At 63.5% G+C, this 14805-nt stretch carries 21 protein-coding genes and 1 tRNA gene; 10 read left to right on the forward strand and 12 right to left on the reverse strand.

Translation table 11 applies throughout. From position 1 onward, the window contains the following. The first annotated feature begins 34 nt into the window (after positions 1-34). The 3 genes from purS to B7L05_RS10045 are packed head-to-tail and all read left to right on the forward strand — an operon-like array spanning position 35 to position 1814. Entirely contained in the window at positions 35-265 is a 231-nt protein-coding gene (gene purS / locus B7L05_RS10035; protein ID WP_085810143.1) for a phosphoribosylformylglycinamidine synthase subunit PurS, read from the forward strand. Then, complete coding sequence (purQ, locus tag B7L05_RS10040; RefSeq protein WP_085810144.1) at positions 262-927, forward strand: phosphoribosylformylglycinamidine synthase subunit PurQ; 666 nt, start codon at positions 262-264, stop codon at positions 925-927. The genes purS and purQ overlap by 4 nt, the downstream gene beginning before the upstream one ends. After that, positions 924-1814: a methyltransferase domain-containing protein gene (locus B7L05_RS10045; protein WP_218776003.1), complete on the forward strand. Its 891-nt coding sequence runs from the start codon at positions 924-926 to the stop codon at positions 1812-1814. The genes purQ and B7L05_RS10045 overlap by 4 nt, the downstream gene beginning before the upstream one ends. A gap of 3 nt (positions 1815-1817) precedes the next feature. On the opposite strand, the gene B7L05_RS10050 is transcribed toward B7L05_RS10045, so the two are convergent. Beyond that, entirely contained in the window at positions 1818-2561 is a 744-nt protein-coding gene (locus B7L05_RS10050; protein ID WP_085810534.1) for a queuosine precursor transporter, read from the reverse strand. A gap of 60 nt (positions 2562-2621) precedes the next feature. On the opposite strand from B7L05_RS10050, the gene B7L05_RS10055 reads away from it, so the two are divergent. Further along, positions 2622-2698, forward strand: a tRNA-Arg gene (locus tag B7L05_RS10055). Between the two features lie 102 nt (positions 2699-2800). Here the strand turns inward: B7L05_RS10055 and B7L05_RS10060 are convergent. From B7L05_RS10060 to B7L05_RS10065, 3 genes are all read right to left on the reverse strand, one after another. Further along, on the reverse strand, positions 2801-3487 hold the full coding sequence (locus B7L05_RS10060) for a hypothetical protein (RefSeq protein ID WP_144037222.1): 687 nt from the start codon (positions 3485-3487) through the stop codon (positions 2801-2803). A gap of 184 nt (positions 3488-3671) precedes the next feature. After that, the gene (locus B7L05_RS16925) at positions 3672-4175 is read right to left on the reverse strand and encodes a hypothetical protein (protein ID WP_144037223.1); all 504 of its coding nucleotides are present in this window, start codon (positions 4173-4175) and stop codon (positions 3672-3674) included. Between the two features lie 146 nt (positions 4176-4321). Continuing rightward, positions 4322-4816 carry a MarR family winged helix-turn-helix transcriptional regulator gene (locus B7L05_RS10065; RefSeq protein ID WP_085810535.1) on the reverse strand — a complete coding sequence of 165 codons (495 nt, stop codon included), beginning with the start codon at positions 4814-4816 and terminating at the stop codon, positions 4322-4324. Positions 4817-5731: 915 nt separating this feature from the next. On the opposite strand from B7L05_RS10065, the gene B7L05_RS10070 reads away from it, so the two are divergent. The 3 genes from B7L05_RS10070 (at position 5732) to B7L05_RS16930 (ending at position 6759) form a co-directional block, all read left to right on the forward strand. Further along, on the forward strand, positions 5732-5902 hold the full coding sequence (locus tag B7L05_RS10070; protein WP_085810146.1) for a Flp family type IVb pilin: 171 nt from the start codon (positions 5732-5734) through the stop codon (positions 5900-5902). A 446-nt stretch (positions 5903-6348) separates the two neighbouring features. Beyond that, entirely contained in the window at positions 6349-6528 is a 180-nt protein-coding gene (locus B7L05_RS10075) for a hypothetical protein (protein WP_085810147.1), read from the forward strand. A 33-nt stretch (positions 6529-6561) separates the two neighbouring features. Beyond that, positions 6562-6759, forward strand: coding sequence for a hypothetical protein (locus B7L05_RS16930; protein WP_144037224.1), 198 nt, complete (start codon positions 6562-6564; stop codon positions 6757-6759). Between the two features lie 233 nt (positions 6760-6992). Here B7L05_RS16930 and B7L05_RS17875 read toward each other — a convergent pair whose 3' ends face one another. The 8 genes from B7L05_RS17875 to B7L05_RS10125 form a co-directional block, all read right to left on the reverse strand. Continuing rightward, entirely contained in the window at positions 6993-7139 is a 147-nt protein-coding gene (locus tag B7L05_RS17875; RefSeq protein WP_375601260.1) for a hypothetical protein, read from the reverse strand. Then, complete coding sequence (locus B7L05_RS16935; protein WP_144037225.1) at positions 7078-7737, reverse strand: hypothetical protein; 660 nt, start codon at positions 7735-7737, stop codon at positions 7078-7080. The genes B7L05_RS17875 and B7L05_RS16935 overlap by 62 nt, the downstream gene beginning before the upstream one ends. Positions 7738-7793: 56 nt before the next feature. After that, a complete protein-coding gene (locus tag B7L05_RS10090) occupies positions 7794-8711 on the reverse strand; it encodes a hypothetical protein (RefSeq protein ID WP_085810150.1) in 918 nt (305 codons plus the stop codon). After that, positions 8704-8961, reverse strand: a complete 258-nt coding sequence (locus B7L05_RS17595) for a hypothetical protein (RefSeq protein WP_144037226.1) — start codon at positions 8959-8961, stop codon at positions 8704-8706. The genes B7L05_RS10090 and B7L05_RS17595 overlap by 8 nt, the downstream gene beginning before the upstream one ends. Positions 8962-9043: 82 nt before the next feature. Continuing rightward, on the reverse strand, positions 9044-9382 hold the full coding sequence (locus tag B7L05_RS10100) for a hypothetical protein (protein ID WP_085810152.1): 339 nt from the start codon (positions 9380-9382) through the stop codon (positions 9044-9046). Between the two features lie 189 nt (positions 9383-9571). Further along, positions 9572-9793 (reverse strand): hypothetical protein, encoded by a 222-nt coding sequence (locus B7L05_RS10110; RefSeq protein WP_085810154.1) that lies wholly within the window; start codon positions 9791-9793, stop codon positions 9572-9574. A gap of 344 nt (positions 9794-10137) precedes the next feature. Further along, entirely contained in the window at positions 10138-10785 is a 648-nt protein-coding gene (locus B7L05_RS10120) for a hypothetical protein (protein WP_085810156.1), read from the reverse strand. Between the two features lie 89 nt (positions 10786-10874). Beyond that, positions 10875-12188 carry a site-specific integrase gene (locus tag B7L05_RS10125; protein ID WP_085810157.1) on the reverse strand — a complete coding sequence of 438 codons (1314 nt, stop codon included), beginning with the start codon at positions 12186-12188 and terminating at the stop codon, positions 10875-10877. Positions 12189-12397: 209 nt separating this feature from the next. Between B7L05_RS10125 and B7L05_RS10130 the strand changes: the two genes are divergently transcribed. The 3 genes from B7L05_RS10130 (at position 12398) to B7L05_RS10140 (ending at position 14771) form a co-directional block, all read left to right on the forward strand. Next, positions 12398-12715, forward strand: coding sequence for a DUF4031 domain-containing protein (locus tag B7L05_RS10130; protein ID WP_085810158.1), 318 nt, complete (start codon positions 12398-12400; stop codon positions 12713-12715). A 68-nt stretch (positions 12716-12783) separates the two neighbouring features. Then, on the forward strand, positions 12784-14016 hold the full coding sequence (locus B7L05_RS10135; protein ID WP_256926684.1) for a YihY/virulence factor BrkB family protein: 1233 nt from the start codon (positions 12784-12786) through the stop codon (positions 14014-14016). Further along, on the forward strand, positions 14016-14771 hold the full coding sequence (locus tag B7L05_RS10140; RefSeq protein WP_085810159.1) for a ZIP family metal transporter: 756 nt from the start codon (positions 14016-14018) through the stop codon (positions 14769-14771). Before B7L05_RS10135 ends, B7L05_RS10140 begins: the two co-directional genes overlap by 1 nt. Positions 14772-14805: the final 34 nt, after the last annotated feature.

The following is a 14805-nucleotide window of genomic DNA, read 5'->3' on the forward strand; positions in this document are numbered from 1 at the left end:
GCGATCGGACGAGGCATCTTATAGCGGGTCGGCCATGAAATTGCGCATCCACGTCACGCTCAAGCCCGGCGTTCTCGATCCCCAGGGCAAGGCGATCGAGCACGCGCTCGCCGGGCTCGGCTTCACCGGCATTGCCGGCGCGCGCGTCGGCAAGCTGATCGAGCTCGACGTGGCAGACGGCACCGACGACGCGCAGGTCGACGCGATGTGCCGCCAGCTGCTCGCGAATACGGTGATCGAGAACTACCGGATCGAGCACGCATGAAGACGGCGGTCGTCGTCTTCCCGGGATCGAACTGCGATCGCGACATCGCCGTCGCGCTGGAAAGCGTCACGGGCCGCAAGCCCGACATGGTCTGGCACGGCGAGACGTCGCTGCCGGACGGCGTTGGCCTCGTCGCGCTGCCGGGCGGTTTCTCCTATGGCGATTACCTGCGCTCGGGCGCGATGGCGGCACGCTCGCCGATCATGCGTGCCGTGGCGGACGCATCCGCCCGCGGCCTGCCGATCCTCGGCATCTGCAACGGCTTCCAGGTGCTGACCGAGGCGGGGCTGCTGCCCGGCGCGCTGATGCGCAACGCCGGCCTCAACTTCGTCTGCCGCGACGTGCCGCTGACCGTGGAGAATGCCGACAGTCGCTTCACGTCGCGTTATAGCGCGGGCGAGACGATCCTCGTCCCCGTCGCGCATCACGACGGCAATTACGTTGCCGACACCGAAACGCTCGACCGGATCGAAGGGGATGGCCGCGTCGCCTTCCGCTATGCCGGCGAGACCAACGGCTCGGCGCGCCGCATCGCCGGCATCCTCAACGACGCGGGTAACGTTCTGGGGATGATGCCCCACCCCGAACGCCGCATCGAGCCCGCCCACGGCGGCATCGACGGCCGCCGCTTGTTCGAAGGGCTGCTGGAGTTCGTCGGTTGACGGAAGCGGCCGGTCCCGACCTGCCGCCCGAGTTCGATCCCGATTATTATCGCGGGCAATATCCCGATCTGGCTGCTTTAAGCGACGAAGCTGCCAGACAGCACTTTCTCGATTGGGGGGCAAAGGAAGGCCGTGTCGCCTCGCCTGTCGCCTTGCGCGACGCGTTCCTGAGCGATGTTCTGGCGCAAGTGACCGGCCCAATGCTCGAAATCGGGCCGTTCTGCCGCCCGCTGGTTCGCGGCGACAACGTTCGCTATCTCGATATCATGGATGCCGCAGCGTTGCGCGCGCGTGCGGAGGAAGTCGGCCTCGACACGACTGATTGCCCCGACGAGATCCATTATACCGGCAATCTCGGCGAGATTGCGGAGCGGTTCGACGCCGTCGTCAGCAGCCATTCTGTTGAGCATCAGCCCGATCTCGTACAGCATCTCAAGGACGTGGCCGATCTCCTGACACCGAACGGCCGCTATTATCTGATCATCCCGGATAAGCGTTACTGCTTCGACGCGCTGATCCCGGAAAGCACCATCGCGAACGTCCTGTACGCGCACGAGCAGAAGCGCACCGTTCACACACTACAGAGCGTGATCGAGCATCGCGCCATGGTGACGCACAACGACAGCGAGATGCACTGGAACGGGCAACACGGCCCCTTCCCACCCGACGAACAGGCACGCCGCGTGCGGCTGGCTTTGGAGGAATATGAGGCGGCGGCCGGCGGCTATCTCGATGTCCACGCGTGGTATTGGACGCCTGAGACATTCCGGCAGACAATCGGCGTGGTCTATCATCTCGGGCTTGCCGATCTGCTCCCGGTGCGCGTCTATCAAACGCCGCGACCTCGCTTCGAATTCTGCGCCGTGCTCGAGAAAACCGCGCGCTGACGCTCAGACCTTGGCGCCGAACGGGGTGAAGTCGGTCGCGTCGTCGAACACGTCGATCCCCTCGGCGCGCTTCAGCCAGCCGATGACCAGATAGGTCAGCGGCGTCAGCACTACCTCCCACGCGACCTTCAGCGCCCACTGCGTGAAAAGCACGGTCACAACCAATTCGGTCGTCCAACCCTGCGCGCCGAGGAAGGCGAGCGGATAGAAGATCAGGCTGTCGATCCCCTGCCCCGCGATCGTCGAGCCGATCGTGCGCATCCACAGGTGCCGCCCGCCGGTCGCGAGTTTCATCCGCGCTAGGACGTATGAATTGACGAACTCGCCCGCCCAGAAGGCGCACATGCTAGCAAAGACGATCCGTGGCACCTGACTAAATACCGATTCATATGCCGCCTGGTTGGTCCAGTCGGGCGCCGGCGGCAGCGCGACGACCACCCAGGCCATCAGCGCCATGAATACCGTCGCTGCGAACCCCGCCCAGATCACCCGCCGCGCCCGCGCATAGCCGTAGACCTCGGTCAGCACGTCGCCGATCACATAGCCGACGGGAAAGAACAGGATGCCCGCCCCGAACGGCCAATAGCCGACGCCGGGCAGCCAGATTTGCGCCACCTTGCCGGCGCCGAGCACGTTCGACAGCAGCAGGATCGCGACGAACGCCGCCATCACGAAATCGTAGAAGCGCAGCGCCCGCCCGCGCAGCGCATCGGCCGACACGCGGCCCACCGTTTTCCCCTCGCTCATAACCGCGATCATGCCGACGGTTTCGCCCGCCCGCAATCCGCGCTAACGCCCGTCCCGCGCGCGCCCGTAGCTCAGTTGGATAGAGCACGAGCCTTCTAAGCTTGGGGCCGCAGGTTCGATTCCTGCCGGGCGCGCCAATCGTTTTCAACGCCTTAGCGGTATTCGCTAGGCTGTAGCGGACACCGCTCTTTCGGTCACGTAATCGCTACGTAATCTTCGGAACGATCCTTGTGGAGAAGCTACCGCTTAAACTCCGCCCGTGGATCAGCGGCCGGCGCCGACTGCCGCCCAAGCGCCGCACTCTTCCCGGCCTTCCTCGCCACCCTCATGATCTGAAGCACGCGCTTGTCCCGGTCGATCGGTGACATTGCGTTCCAGTTGGCGCCCCGCACCAACGCATCAAGTTGCGGCTTTGCCGTCTCGCCCGTCACGCGCTGCAGGGTGTCGTACTCGGCCGGCGTCCAATCCACGCGCCTGCCGCCCGCCTTGTAGGACCGCTGCGGAGGGCTGATCGTAGCGTCGGCATCAATGAGGCCGCGCAGCGTCGGATCGTTGCGATCGGCGCCGGTCCAGACTGGCGAAAGGATATCCGGCCCAAGGCCGCCACCGGAGACGATCGGGCGCCCGAACACGTCACGGCGCGGATATAGGCTCTGCGACATACCCGGCACGCGCGAGCGGATACGATCCAACGGCGTGCGAGCTTCGCGCAGGATGGGGTCGGACGTGCGAGCGATCTGGGCCAAAATGGCAGGCGTCGCGATCCCCGCCGCGGTCTGCGCGATGAAGCTATCCCAATTGCGTTCCGGGTCGGCCAGCGCCTCCGCCGCCCCACTTATACCCGTCAGCCAAGTTTTCGACGCGAGGTTGTTCAGCACCGCCGCTGTGATGAGCATGGTGGAGCGTTCGCGCTGCCGCTCGGTCATGGCTGAATCGATGTTCGGCTATCACGCGCTGGGCGACTACAACTTCGTTGAGGACGTATGATGTGGGCGTGATGTTCGCCGCGCTACCGAACGGCGCGTGCGGGCCTTTATGGAGGAGGCAGGCGGCTAACCGCTGCCCGCATCAGCGGTAGGAAAGGCGACGCGGGGAGGGCTATTGCCCAGTTTAATAGCGCCGCACCTCCAGATCCTGGCCATAGGTTGGCGGCGGATCGGAAACCAGCGGGTCAGCAGGGCTTTCGGGCGGTTCTGCCACGAAAGGCGGGGTCGTCGGTGTTGGCGCGCTTTCCACCGCGCGTAAGGCATCGGCCTCGATCTTCCGGCTCATCTCTGCGGACGCCCGCGCCAGTGCTGCGTCGCGTTCTCGATCCTCTCGCGCCCAACGAGCTTCGAGCTTCTCCATATCGTCGAGCCAACCATCTTTCGAATCTGCGGTAGAAAGCTGCTCAACCTCGTTGCTCGCACCATAGACTGGTCCTGCCCAAGTTGCCCTTGCCACGTCCACATCGTGCAGCTGCGGGACGATAGAGCCGGAAGAATCATAACTGTTGCGCAACGTCGCTACTCGATCGCTCGTTTGAGCAACTGGGCTGATCTGGCCGATAAGGTATTCAGCGATAAGCGCCCCGATCAGTATGCTGCCGAGCAGCCCGCCGGCGGTATACGGCAAGATCTTCTTAACCTGCGACCATCTACGACGACGCTTTCGGCTCAAGTGAGCGCCCCTCTTCTCCATCAAAGGGTCGTACGCCTACGCCGGCTCGATGACGAGACCAACCGGCAAAGTCGTTGTTGTTCTGCCTGTGGTGTTCAGCCTCACTTACAGCTCTGGACCTTCGAAAACTGCTGGCGGCCCTCGTCGCCGATCAGGTGCTGCAGGACCGTCCAAAAGCCTCTGACAGCATCGCCGCCGGAAGCGGCATATGCCTGCGCCATGTTGTCATGCAGCTCGGCAAAAAGCTGACGCTCTAAAGCCGCGCCGCTGTCGGTTAGGTGCACAAGACGTTGGCGGCGATCAACACGACCTTGCTGCAATTCGATGAGCCCGCGTTCGATCAGGTCGTGAGTGACGCGTTTCAACGACTGCTTCGTGATCGCCAGGATTGATTGTAGGCCTGAGATAGGAGAACCCGGCTTGCGCTGCACAAAGTACAGGACGCGATGATGTGCGCGACCGAGGCCCAACTCAGCGAGCTTCTCGTCTGCGCGCTTCAAGTGGCGGGTGTTGGCGAAGAAAAGCAGGTCCATTCCACCCCGTATCGCGTCTTCGCGAAGGAAAAGGTCGGGTGAAGGAACCAGGATACTAGTCATGCTGACCCCCTGCCGCTTCACGTCGGGAAACACCAGCACAGTGCACGTTCATGACAGGATGTGCGAGATTACCGCGCGTGACGATAACGTCACCTTAGGCACGCTATGACGCGCACGTACGCGATAGCGAGGGAAACTCCGCTAACCGCGGGGGCGTGCGTTCACCCTTGGCGGGGTTCAGGATGCGCTCGCGAGGTGAGATGTCGCGCGGGCGAACTGCTCAAGGAATAGGCGTGAGCGACTGCGCCAAACGTGACGGGCATTAACCAGCACAAGGTTACGTCACACGCTGCGACGCAACCACTTTCGCCTTTGCCTCAGGGCAAGTTCCCGCAGTCGTCCCTATGTTCAGCATAGACCTTCCAGCGCCATCAAGCCGAACGGGAGCTTACTGCTGCTGCTGTCGGTTCAGCCGACCCCGCTGGGAGGGGGCGCCGCGATTCAGCCGCTGCGAGCCAACTACGTGTAGCGATAGCGCTACAACTGAGCCGCCCCGAGAATCGGGAATGGTCGCGACAGCCTCAAGCGGCCCAAATGTTTTTTAACTGTGATGCGGTACGATCATCACAGGAGGCACGAGGATGGGAATCAAAGGGGTGACTATACTGAGCCGACTCGCATCCTTTATAGCACTATCGGTTCCTACGGCTCTGTGGGCTGTAAGTAGAACCGGCATAAACGTTTCAGAACTACCGTACGCATGGCTGTTGTTCGCCGCCATTCAAGTTTGGGGGCTGAGCCTCTTAATGACGCTCTTTCTCAATCGTCGTATGCACAAGAGCAAACTATGCTTTCCAGCGCCTTCAAGACACTCGTCTGAAGCCGATGGTCCGCGGACTGCCCACTTTTCGGTATGACCAGCGAACGCCGCGTTAACTCCGTGGCCCTACCCCAGTCGCCTGACTGGAGAATGGTATGATACGGACGTTCATCAAGCTGGCGCGCAATGTGCGAGGCGCTACTGCCATCGAATATGGCCTCATCGCCGCTCTAATCGCTGTTGCCGCTATTGCCTCTATGGGGAACCTTGGCAATCAGCTGAAGAAGACATTCACCAACGTCAGCACCAATATGAAGGCGACCTAAAGTCGCTCAGGCGCTGAGCCGCGCGACCCAGCGATTTAACTCGGGCCCGACGGTGGGCTGGGCACGTTTATCCCGAAAGGGGATGAACGATGTCCGATACTGCTTTCGAATGCCGCGCCCGCGCAGCAGCCCTCCGCACTTCGCATGGCGACAGCCCGCTAGTGAATGTCCGCGATCGCTACGAACTAGCCGCGCAGAAATGGGACGCCATGGCAGTCCAGGCAGAGCGGACGGCGAAAAGTCGCGAGGCTAGGCAGGCCGTCGCAGCCGAAGAAACGCACTGATCTAAATTCAACACCGGGACCGACTTCGCGAGGAGCGCGTATATTACGCGGCTCCCAAGCCTTTGCGTCTTCTCCCCGCCCCATCTAGCCGTGTTGAGCGGGGCGTTGGCCAAGATTCGGCTAGTTCGGGGCTAGAACCTCCTAGATTGATTGAGCCGCCCGATGACCTTTCCTGATGCGCAGCGCCGCCGGCGCCCGACCGCAAGCGAATTAGAAGCGGTGGGCACTACCTTGGCCCGTTCTTTCCCGACGAAGCCGGTGCGCGATTTTGACCAGCTGCTCGGTGCGCTTGATCTGATCGAAGGTACGCCGGCGCTGTCGACAGACGCGGCCAACCCGTGATCGTGTTATCCCGCGTTAGTATTGAAGTTCCACATGGAACTGCCACGCGGGCAAATCGCTTGGAGCAGCCTAGCCTACGGGGGATTTATGCTGCTGTTTCTGCTGTGCATCTTCGTCGTCGCGGTCCCGCTGTTCCTTTCCGCGCCGGCACTTCGGGTGCTGCTTGAACTCCTGCTCTATGGCAACGGAAATAGGGCGGCGATCCGCTGCAGCCGGCAGGCGAGCGAGTAGCCCTCAACGAGTGCATGCGTGGCCAAGCCCGCTGTTTTTGCGCTGTATTATCAGCCCCGACTTCCGTGCCGCGCTCCCTGTTTCCGCCCTGTATTAACAGGGGCGGCTCAGCGCCTCGTCGTGTGCCGCTACCGCTTTTCCGCGCTTAAAAAAGCGTCGGTCATTTCCCGATAATACGGGAGGAGAACGGGAACGCAGCGGTGGCGCTGCTCGGCTGTTTCTCGGCTGTATTATCAGCCAAGCCGAGACCGACCAGCCAACCATCCCGCCAGATCACGTACCGCAGCGGACCGCGCCCCGTGCTTCCAAGCGTTACGATTACCTACCGGCGCGCCGCTTCCTCGCCCGCCGTGCATGCGGCACCGGCTGCGTCCCTTGATCGCAGGCGATTGGCACGGCTGACCCGAGCGGGTTCGAGCTAGGCAGCGCGGCGCGAGACGAAGGCTCTCCGGCTCCGGTTGCATGGGGTTGACCGTCGAATCGTCCATTGCCGAAGCCCCCGTGCATGTTCTCGATAAAGACCGCCTGACCCTCCGGGCCTACGTGGATATGCCGAACTGTCTGTTCACGAGGCTGGTGCATGCGAGCCAGCGTCTCAACCGTCGCACGAACCTGCCCCTGAGCCTTCATCGCCAACCGCATGTAGCGATCAGCAGCGTCGGGGTATTGCGCCATGTTCAGAGCTGCCCGGCGCATCATCTGGGTGAAGGTTGCGTCCAGCGTCAGCGCCTCGGCAGCGAGCGTGCGGCTCAGCAGGGAGAGATCACCGCCCGCTACTGCATCGCAGGCGTCTCGCATCACTTCGACCGCATCACCTAATGCGCCTCGCGTACCACCAAAGAGATCGGAGGACGCATTCACGCCCGCAACCGCATGGCGCGTGTCTGGTACAATCTCGGACCGTGCCAGCGAATAGCCGTCGCTCTTGCCTGGGATGCCGTTGAGGTTGAGTGAAATTGGTTGCCGTTCAGCGGTCACTGTGTCCTCACTCGATAATCGTTGGTCGGAGCCGTCCGACGTTCTGGTGTCAGACATCAGGCAGCGTCCCGTTCATCCATCATGCGAAAGAATAGCCGCAGGCTTACATCGTACTTCTCGGACAACGACGATCCGCCGCGGAACCTCGAGACGACGCTTTCCGGGATGCCCGTCGCCTTCGACAGCGCCTTAGCACCTCCATACCCGGCCGCCTTCAGGTGCTTCTTCAACCGTCCGCGGAGATGGTTCAGCGCGACAGCCGATTGCGCGCCGCCCGCACTTGAGGGGTATTCAGAGGGGGTGCCAGATCGCTCAGAAGGCGCAGGGCTAGTGGTATAGCTATATGTGTGTTGGAATCCCGAACGATGCCCATCGACAGCAATCAGCCGTTTTTGCGCGATCGGCGTATTGGAATCCCGAACGATGGGGGGGGGCTCAACCGCGCAATTGCGGGGGAGCGTATTGGAATCCGACACGCTAACGGGGGGGAGCGTATTGGAATCCTCACCTCTGTTTTTTTGCGTGGCGTACCGCGCAAGAGCCTGTCGCCCGATCATGGCGCGCTTCGCGGGCTTGTTTCCGCGCACGACGGCGGTTCGATAATCGAACGTCGCTGACGAACCGGGCGCCTGCTCCCAGGTAATCCGAAAGCATCGGGCCTTCGACTGCCCGTTACCGCTGCTCGCGAAGATGCCATCTGCCGTCACGTCGATGAAGCCGAGATCCATCAACTCGGCCATGGCCGCTGACGCCGCGGTCATATCGGACAGGCCAAGGCGTGCCGCTGCATCCCGTACAGACAGGTATAGCTCGCCGTTGTTGCGGGTGTTGTAGAGCATGGCAAACTCGACCAGCAGCGCGCGCGCCGTGCAGGATAGCGCCCGGTAGGCAGCCGATTGCAGAATGTCGTGATCGAGCCGGGCGAAGCGCGTCCGCCGCGGTGCATCCCCCCGATGGTGCGTGTCCTTACCCATGTTTGAAGTCCCCGCCGCCGATCTGCTCAACGGCACAGCCAAACCGATCGGCAAGCTGGTGCGCGTACGTCGCGGCCTGCACGGCACAGTCGAACAACTGGCGGTGCGCGATGCGCGCGCCGGTTCGTCCCATGCCGTTCGTTGCAAGGTAAACCTCGCGCCCTTCGCCCGTCACGATGACGAGGCGATAGGACGCCAGGCGGATGATAGTCGCGGTTGCGCGGCAGCGCTTAGAAAGAGCCATGGCCATTCTTGCGCACCTCTTGAGCATGTAGGAAATACATTGCCGCGCAACTCACGTCAGATCGTGCCGGGGTGTGCGTGAGGCACGATCATGCTTCGCTGCCGGCATCCTGCCGGGGGGCGTACTGCGGCAGCACCCACACCACGGCCTTTTTGCCGCTCGACGGATTGCGGCGGCGCATCCCGCTATCCACGATGAGCCCTTGCGCTCTCAGCTCGCTGAAACGGGGCTGGAGCGTCGTGCGCGGCACGCCGGTGAGATCTGCGGCTTCTTCAGGAAGTATACCCTGTGCTTGCCGCTGCTTGACGAGATCAAGGGCCATGCGCCGGTATCGCCCGGAGCATTCCTTCATTGCGTCCGCAGCCTCACGTCCGGTTTCGCTGTCCCCCTTGAAACCGGGGCGATCGGGGTAGGTCTCGAAATTCATGCGTCGCCTCCATCGGCGAGAGGGGGAAGGCTAGCACGCTCCAGCAGCGTGCCGATCCAGTCGCGCTGCTTGCCAGTCAGCGGCGTCGGATCCGCTACGCACTGCCCGAGGAACGATCCCGCCTTGCGAGTAAGCGGGCCAGGCCCGTTGAGGAGCGCTAGGGCCGCAACGCGGTGTGTGTTGAAGGGCTCAGGCATGGTCCGCCCCGATCTCGCCCCAGAACGCGGCGCTGATGGTTAGGGCGAGGCGCCCGCGGAGCCCGTAACGGGACGCGAGAACTTGCAGGCGAGAGTTGGTCAGGCTATCTGCAATGTCGCTGTTGATAGAAAATACCGGGGTGCCCCGCATGGTCTTGCCGGACCGGCGGGGCGCTTCGTTTTTAGGCCGAAGCTTCGCCTTTGCTGCTGCCATTGCGGATCACCCCACCGCCAATTCAGAGGTGGATTGGAACCGCCGCTGCGAAGCGATCCAAGCCCGATAGTCCCCTAGGCGATAACGCACGGAGAAGCCGTCACGGATGAAAGGGGGGCCCTCGCCCGCCAGCCGCTCCTTCTCCACCTTGCTACGCGAACACTGGCGAAGGTCAGCAAGTTGCTCGGAAGTCAGCAGCCTATCGTCGTCGTCTGCCATCTGGTGGCTCCGCTTTTATGCGCCGCACCATTGCAGCGCGCGGATACCCATTGAGAGCAAAAGAAATGCAGTGACCATACGGCGCAAAATGACGTTTCAATTCGTTCGCGCTGCAATTACTCGGTTCAAACCTTCGCTGGTGGGCGGCCCCTCTTACCCCCTTTCATCAAGACCTTTATGTATTCCAGTGTAGGCGCGGGGCCGTCGTTGCTGTCCCACCTCTCGGCGATCATTTCAGCCCTCAAAGCCCGCCGGGCGATGCCTTGTCCGTCAAAGAATGCGGCCAATTCAGCGGACTTCTTCGCGTCCGGCTTTCCCGGCGGCGCCAGATTTGTGGAAGCAACCTCGCGCAGCAGCGGAGGCCAAAGCCGATAGATGTCGTTTCGCCAGAAGCGAACATGCGTCCACAAGGACCCGAGCACCGTGTCCATACCATCAACAGGCCGAAACGCGTCCGGAGCATTGAACGCTATCTCAGCGTCGATCCAGGCATTTGCCGGCACGTCAACGTAGCCGGCGCCATAGCGCCCTTTAGCCGTAATCTCCTCGGTCGCAGCTAGCGCGCAAAGATCAGCGAGGGCGGCTTCAGGGCTTCCGACCGAGCGCTCTGCATACTCAGCAAGAGTTATCCAGCGCGCAAACTTGGCTTCTCGGCTTTCTTCAGCTGCGGCCGCTGCCGCTATAGCCTGATCACGCGTACAAACCCAAGCAACAGCCTCCCATAGCCCAATGAACGGGCTGGCAGGCGCGCTCGCCTCCACTTGAGCCTTCATCCTCGCCTCCGCTGGCGATCCGCAAAAAGACTGGCGCGGCAGGCCGGTGCGGAAACCGGCTTTTCGGGAGCTAACCTAGCCGCGCCCCGTCACGCTGCCCGAGTGGGCAACGCAACGACCTTCGATCCCTGTTCAGCTTCAGCAACCAAGCGCTGGAGATACCCTCCCCATGCGTCGAGCGCCTTCCGCTTCTCATCATTGTACGCGTGCAGATTGTAGACGCCGCGGATGCCGGCCGTCTCGCCGCTAGTATGGTTGATGACCCTCTCCGTCACCTCGATCGGCACGCCCAATGCCTGCATCTGCGTCGTGCCGGTGCGCCTTATGTCGTGCAGACGCCAAGGCGGCATAAAGACCAATTCGCGCTCATGCCCCAGCGCGTCGGCGCGCTTGTCGGAGAGCGCCTGGAGGATAGGAAGCATTTCGCGGTCGAGCTTCGCCTTGACCTTGGAGAAGCCGCTTATGGGCGTCGTCCCTGTCGTGGTGAATACGAACCCCTTTCGCGGCCACGGCTTAGCCTTGCCCACCACCGGCGACGGACCCGCTGCCATTTCTGCCAGCACCTCGACAGCTAGCGGGCTGAGCGGCACCAGATGGTCGTTGTCGTTCTTCGCGCGCTCGCCCTCCAACCGCCAAAGCTTAGGTAGCTCGCCAAATTCGGTCCAAGGCGCCGCCGCAACCTCGCTACGTCGCTGGAGCGTGGCAAAGAGCAGCCGAATAAATTGGCCCATTGGCCGATCCAACTTGAAGCTCGCCTGCCACGCCGCGACCACCTCTTCAGGTGTCAGCACCCGCTTTCGCGCCTGCACCACAGAAGGCGCGGCCGGGATCGGGCTCGCCCCTAAATCACCCTGATCGACAGCCCACGCGAATAGCTTCCGTAGCACGGCATGGGTGTTGCGGGCGAGCGCGGGGCGATCCTTCAAGCGAAGGATGACCTTCGACACTTCGTGTTTCTCAATCTCTGGCAGCGGGCGGCCTTTCAGATGCGGCACAACATGCTGCTCGAGCCGGCGCTTGGCGTCCGCCCACGAATCCTTCCATTCGTGCTTGAGATAGCCATCAGTGAAAGCTTCGACGTACCGGGAAAACTCTAGATCGACCGCCTCGCGCGCTCGCTTTTTCGCAGCCTGCACCGGATCGTCACCGCGCTTCACATCGAACAGGATCTGCTCAGCCCGCTTTCGTGCCTTTTCCGGTGTCCACGGCGAACCATGAACGCCGATCGTCATGCGCCGCGCTGGCCGGCTCGGAAGGCGATACTGGACGACGTAGGACCGCACCCCCTTAGGCGTGACGCGCAGACCGAACCCACGAAGCTCTGTGTCCCAGAAGTATGCGTCCCCGGCAGCGGGGATCGGAGCATCATCGACGCTGCGCTTTGTGATCTTGAGCCGGGCCATCTTGAGCCTTCACGTAATCGCTGCGTAATCACATCACATGAAAACGGGTGCAACGCAATGCAAGGGCCACCGAGAACAGAAAGAGAAGATCGGCAGAAAACCGAGCGCTATTGCGTCGGGATGAAAAGCCCTGCAATGAGGGCCACGAAACTTCTAAGCTTGGGGCCGCAGGTTCGATTCCTGCCGGGCGCGCCAACAGGGAATAGGCGATGGCCGTTTACGTCGACGATGCGCGCAATCCGTTTCGCGGCCACCTGATGTGCCATATGATCGCCGATACGCTCGACGAGCTGCACGCGATGGCAGACGCGATCGGGATGGAGCGGCGCTGGTTCCAGCCGCGCAGCTTTCCGCACTACGACCTGCCGCAGGCACAGCGCCGCGCGGCGCTCGATCGCGGGGCCGTACCGGTCGATCGGCGCGGCATCGTCCATGTCATGCGGCGGCTGCGCGCCGATCCGACCTTCGTCGCCGCAATGCATAGCGCGCGCGGGGAGACGACCGCGCAGGCGGCCGATCCGCGCTGATCCACGTCAAGTCTCGCAACGGGCGCCCCGTCGGCGAGTTGTTTGCGCAGGACAAGGGGAAAGAGCGATTGACCAAGGCTGCCGATGGTTCAAACGCGCCGATCGGCGCGGGGCGTGACGCCGCGACCCCGTGGCAGATGCCGTGGCCAGCGTGGAAGCAGGTGCTGGTGCGCGCGTGGCGCGAGGGCAGCGACGACAATATCGGGCTGATCGCCGCCGGCGTCGCTTTCTACGGCTTCCTCGCGATCGTTCCGCTACTCGGCGCAGTCGTAATGCTCTACGGCCTCGTCGCCGATCGCCAGACGGTGATCGACAACGTCCAGGCGCTCGCACAGGTGATGCCCGCCGACGCCGCGCGGCTCGTCGGCGAGCAGTTGCTCAACGTCGTTCAAACGTCGGACGGGAAAAAGGGCTTCGGCCTTCTCCTCGCGCTCGCCACCGCGCTGTTCGGCGCGCGCAACGGTGCGGGCGCCGTCATGTCGGCGCTCAACATCGCGTACGAGGAGAAGGAGACGCGCGGCTTCATCGCGACGAACCTCACCGCGATCGGCATCACCGTCGGCGCGGTGGTCGTCGCGATCCTCGCCGGCGTCGCGATCGCCGCGCTGGGTCACCTCGACACATTGCTGCCCTGGGCGCCGGCGGCGTTGCTCGCGCTCGGCAAGGTCCTCTCCTACGCCCTACTGCTGCTTGGCGGCTCGGCGGGTGCGGCAACGCTCTACCGCTACGGGCCCGCGCGCGATCGCGCGCGCTGGGTGTGGCTCACGCCCGGTTCGCTCCTCGCCGCGCTGCTGTGGCTCGCACTGAGCCTCGGGTTCGGCCTCTACGTCGCCAATTTCGGCAACTACAACGCGACCTACGGCTCGCTTGGTGCGGTCGTGGTGATGCTCACCTGGCTTTATCTGTCGAGCTACATCCTGCTGTTCGGCGCCGAACTCAATTCCGAGCTCGAGCACCAGACCGCGCGCGACACCACGCGCGGCGCACCCACCGCGCTCGGCACCCGCGGCGCTTGGGTCGCCGATCACGTCGCCGGTGGCACCGCCCCTACCAAGGACGCGGAGGCCCCGGCCGCCGACGCCGCCTCGCCCGGTCAGCATTTCGCCGCCGCGCGCGGCACCGCCCGCCTTGCGCACGGCGCGGGCGCGGCCAACATCGGTGTGGTCCTGTCGTCGACCGCCACGCTCGGCCTTGCGCTGATCCGCACCCGCGATCGCGCGCTGATCGGCACCGCCCTGCTCGGCGCCGCTACGCTGGTCGCGTGGATAGGTCGCGACCGCGCAGACGTGGACGAGCGCTGATGCTTGCGCTGCAGGCCGGGCTGTGGGGCCTCGTCGGCGGGTCGGCGCTGCTGATCGGCGCGGCGATCGCCTGGTTTGCCAGCCTGCCGCAGCGGCTGATTGCAGCCGTCATGGCGATCGGCTCGGGCGTTCTGATCTCGGCGGTCGCGTTCGACCTGATGGACGAAGCCTATGCCGCCGGCGGGTTCGACAGCACCGCGCTTGGCTTCGTCGGTGGCGCCGCGGTTTACACGCTCGCCAACGTCCTCGTCTCGCGCGCCGGTGCGCGGCACCGCAAGCGCTCGGGCTCGAACGCGGCCGAGAGCCAGGACGGCTCCGACAGCAGCGGGCTCGCGATCGCGATCGGCGCGCTGCTCGATGGCATTCCTGAATCGATTGTCATCGGCGTCAGCCTGCTCGATGGCAGCGGGGTCAGCACCGTCACCGTTGCTGCGGTGTTCCTGTCCAATCTGCCCGAAGGGCTGTCGAGCGCCGCCGGCATGAAGAAGGCGGGCCGCAGCGCCACCTACGTCTTCGGCGTATGGGGCGCGATCGCGGTTGCCTCGGGCATCGCCGCGCTCCTCGGTAACCTGCTCCTCGCCGACGCGGGCAAGGACACGATCGCCGCCGTCACTGCGGTCGCCGCCGGTGCGATCCTCGCGATGCTTGTCGACACGATGATCCCCGAAGCGACGGAGGAAACACACGAATATTCCGGCTTCATCGCCGTGATCGGCTTCCTCGCGGCCTTCGTCCTCTCCAAGCTTGGCGGCTGACCGGCGTACCAGCCGCCTTGACTTTGCGCCCACC

The sequence above is a fragment of the Sphingomonas sp. TZW2008 genome (assembly GCF_002117915.1).
Classification (GTDB): Bacteria; Pseudomonadota; Alphaproteobacteria; order Sphingomonadales; family Sphingomonadaceae; genus Sphingomonas.

Excerpts from the sequence above, each read along its gene's own strand:
- B7L05_RS10125 (WP_085810157.1), bottom strand. The coding sequence starts at position 12,188 with ATGGCCCGGCTCAAGATCACAAAGCGCAGCGTCGATGATGCTCCGATC.
- B7L05_RS10075 (WP_085810147.1), top strand. The coding sequence starts at position 6,349 with ATGACCTTTCCTGATGCGCAGCGCCGCCGGCGCCCGACCGCAAGCGAA.
- purS (WP_085810143.1), top strand. The coding sequence starts at position 35 with ATGAAATTGCGCATCCACGTCACGCTCAAGCCCGGCGTTCTCGATCCC.
- B7L05_RS10060 (WP_144037222.1), bottom strand. The coding sequence starts at position 3,487 with ATGACCGAGCGGCAGCGCGAACGCTCCACCATGCTCATCACAGCGGCG.
- purQ (WP_085810144.1), top strand. The coding sequence starts at position 262 with ATGAAGACGGCGGTCGTCGTCTTCCCGGGATCGAACTGCGATCGCGAC.
- B7L05_RS10100 (WP_085810152.1), bottom strand. The coding sequence starts at position 9,382 with ATGAATTTCGAGACCTACCCCGATCGCCCCGGTTTCAAGGGGGACAGC.
- B7L05_RS16930 (WP_144037224.1), top strand. The coding sequence starts at position 6,562 with ATGGAACTGCCACGCGGGCAAATCGCTTGGAGCAGCCTAGCCTACGGG.
- B7L05_RS10070 (WP_085810146.1), top strand. The coding sequence starts at position 5,732 with ATGATACGGACGTTCATCAAGCTGGCGCGCAATGTGCGAGGCGCTACT.
- B7L05_RS10110 (WP_085810154.1), bottom strand. The coding sequence starts at position 9,793 with ATGGCAGCAGCAAAGGCGAAGCTTCGGCCTAAAAACGAAGCGCCCCGC.
- B7L05_RS10130 (WP_085810158.1), top strand. The coding sequence starts at position 12,398 with ATGGCCGTTTACGTCGACGATGCGCGCAATCCGTTTCGCGGCCACCTG.
- B7L05_RS10120 (WP_085810156.1), bottom strand. The coding sequence starts at position 10,785 with ATGAAGGCTCAAGTGGAGGCGAGCGCGCCTGCCAGCCCGTTCATTGGG.
- B7L05_RS10065 (WP_085810535.1), bottom strand. The coding sequence starts at position 4,816 with ATGACTAGTATCCTGGTTCCTTCACCCGACCTTTTCCTTCGCGAAGAC.
- B7L05_RS10050 (WP_085810534.1), bottom strand. The coding sequence starts at position 2,561 with ATGAGCGAGGGGAAAACGGTGGGCCGCGTGTCGGCCGATGCGCTGCGC.
- B7L05_RS17595 (WP_144037226.1), bottom strand. The coding sequence starts at position 8,961 with ATGGCCATGGCTCTTTCTAAGCGCTGCCGCGCAACCGCGACTATCATC.
- B7L05_RS10140 (WP_085810159.1), top strand. The coding sequence starts at position 14,016 with ATGCTTGCGCTGCAGGCCGGGCTGTGGGGCCTCGTCGGCGGGTCGGCG.
- B7L05_RS10090 (WP_085810150.1), bottom strand. The coding sequence starts at position 8,711 with ATGGGTAAGGACACGCACCATCGGGGGGATGCACCGCGGCGGACGCGC.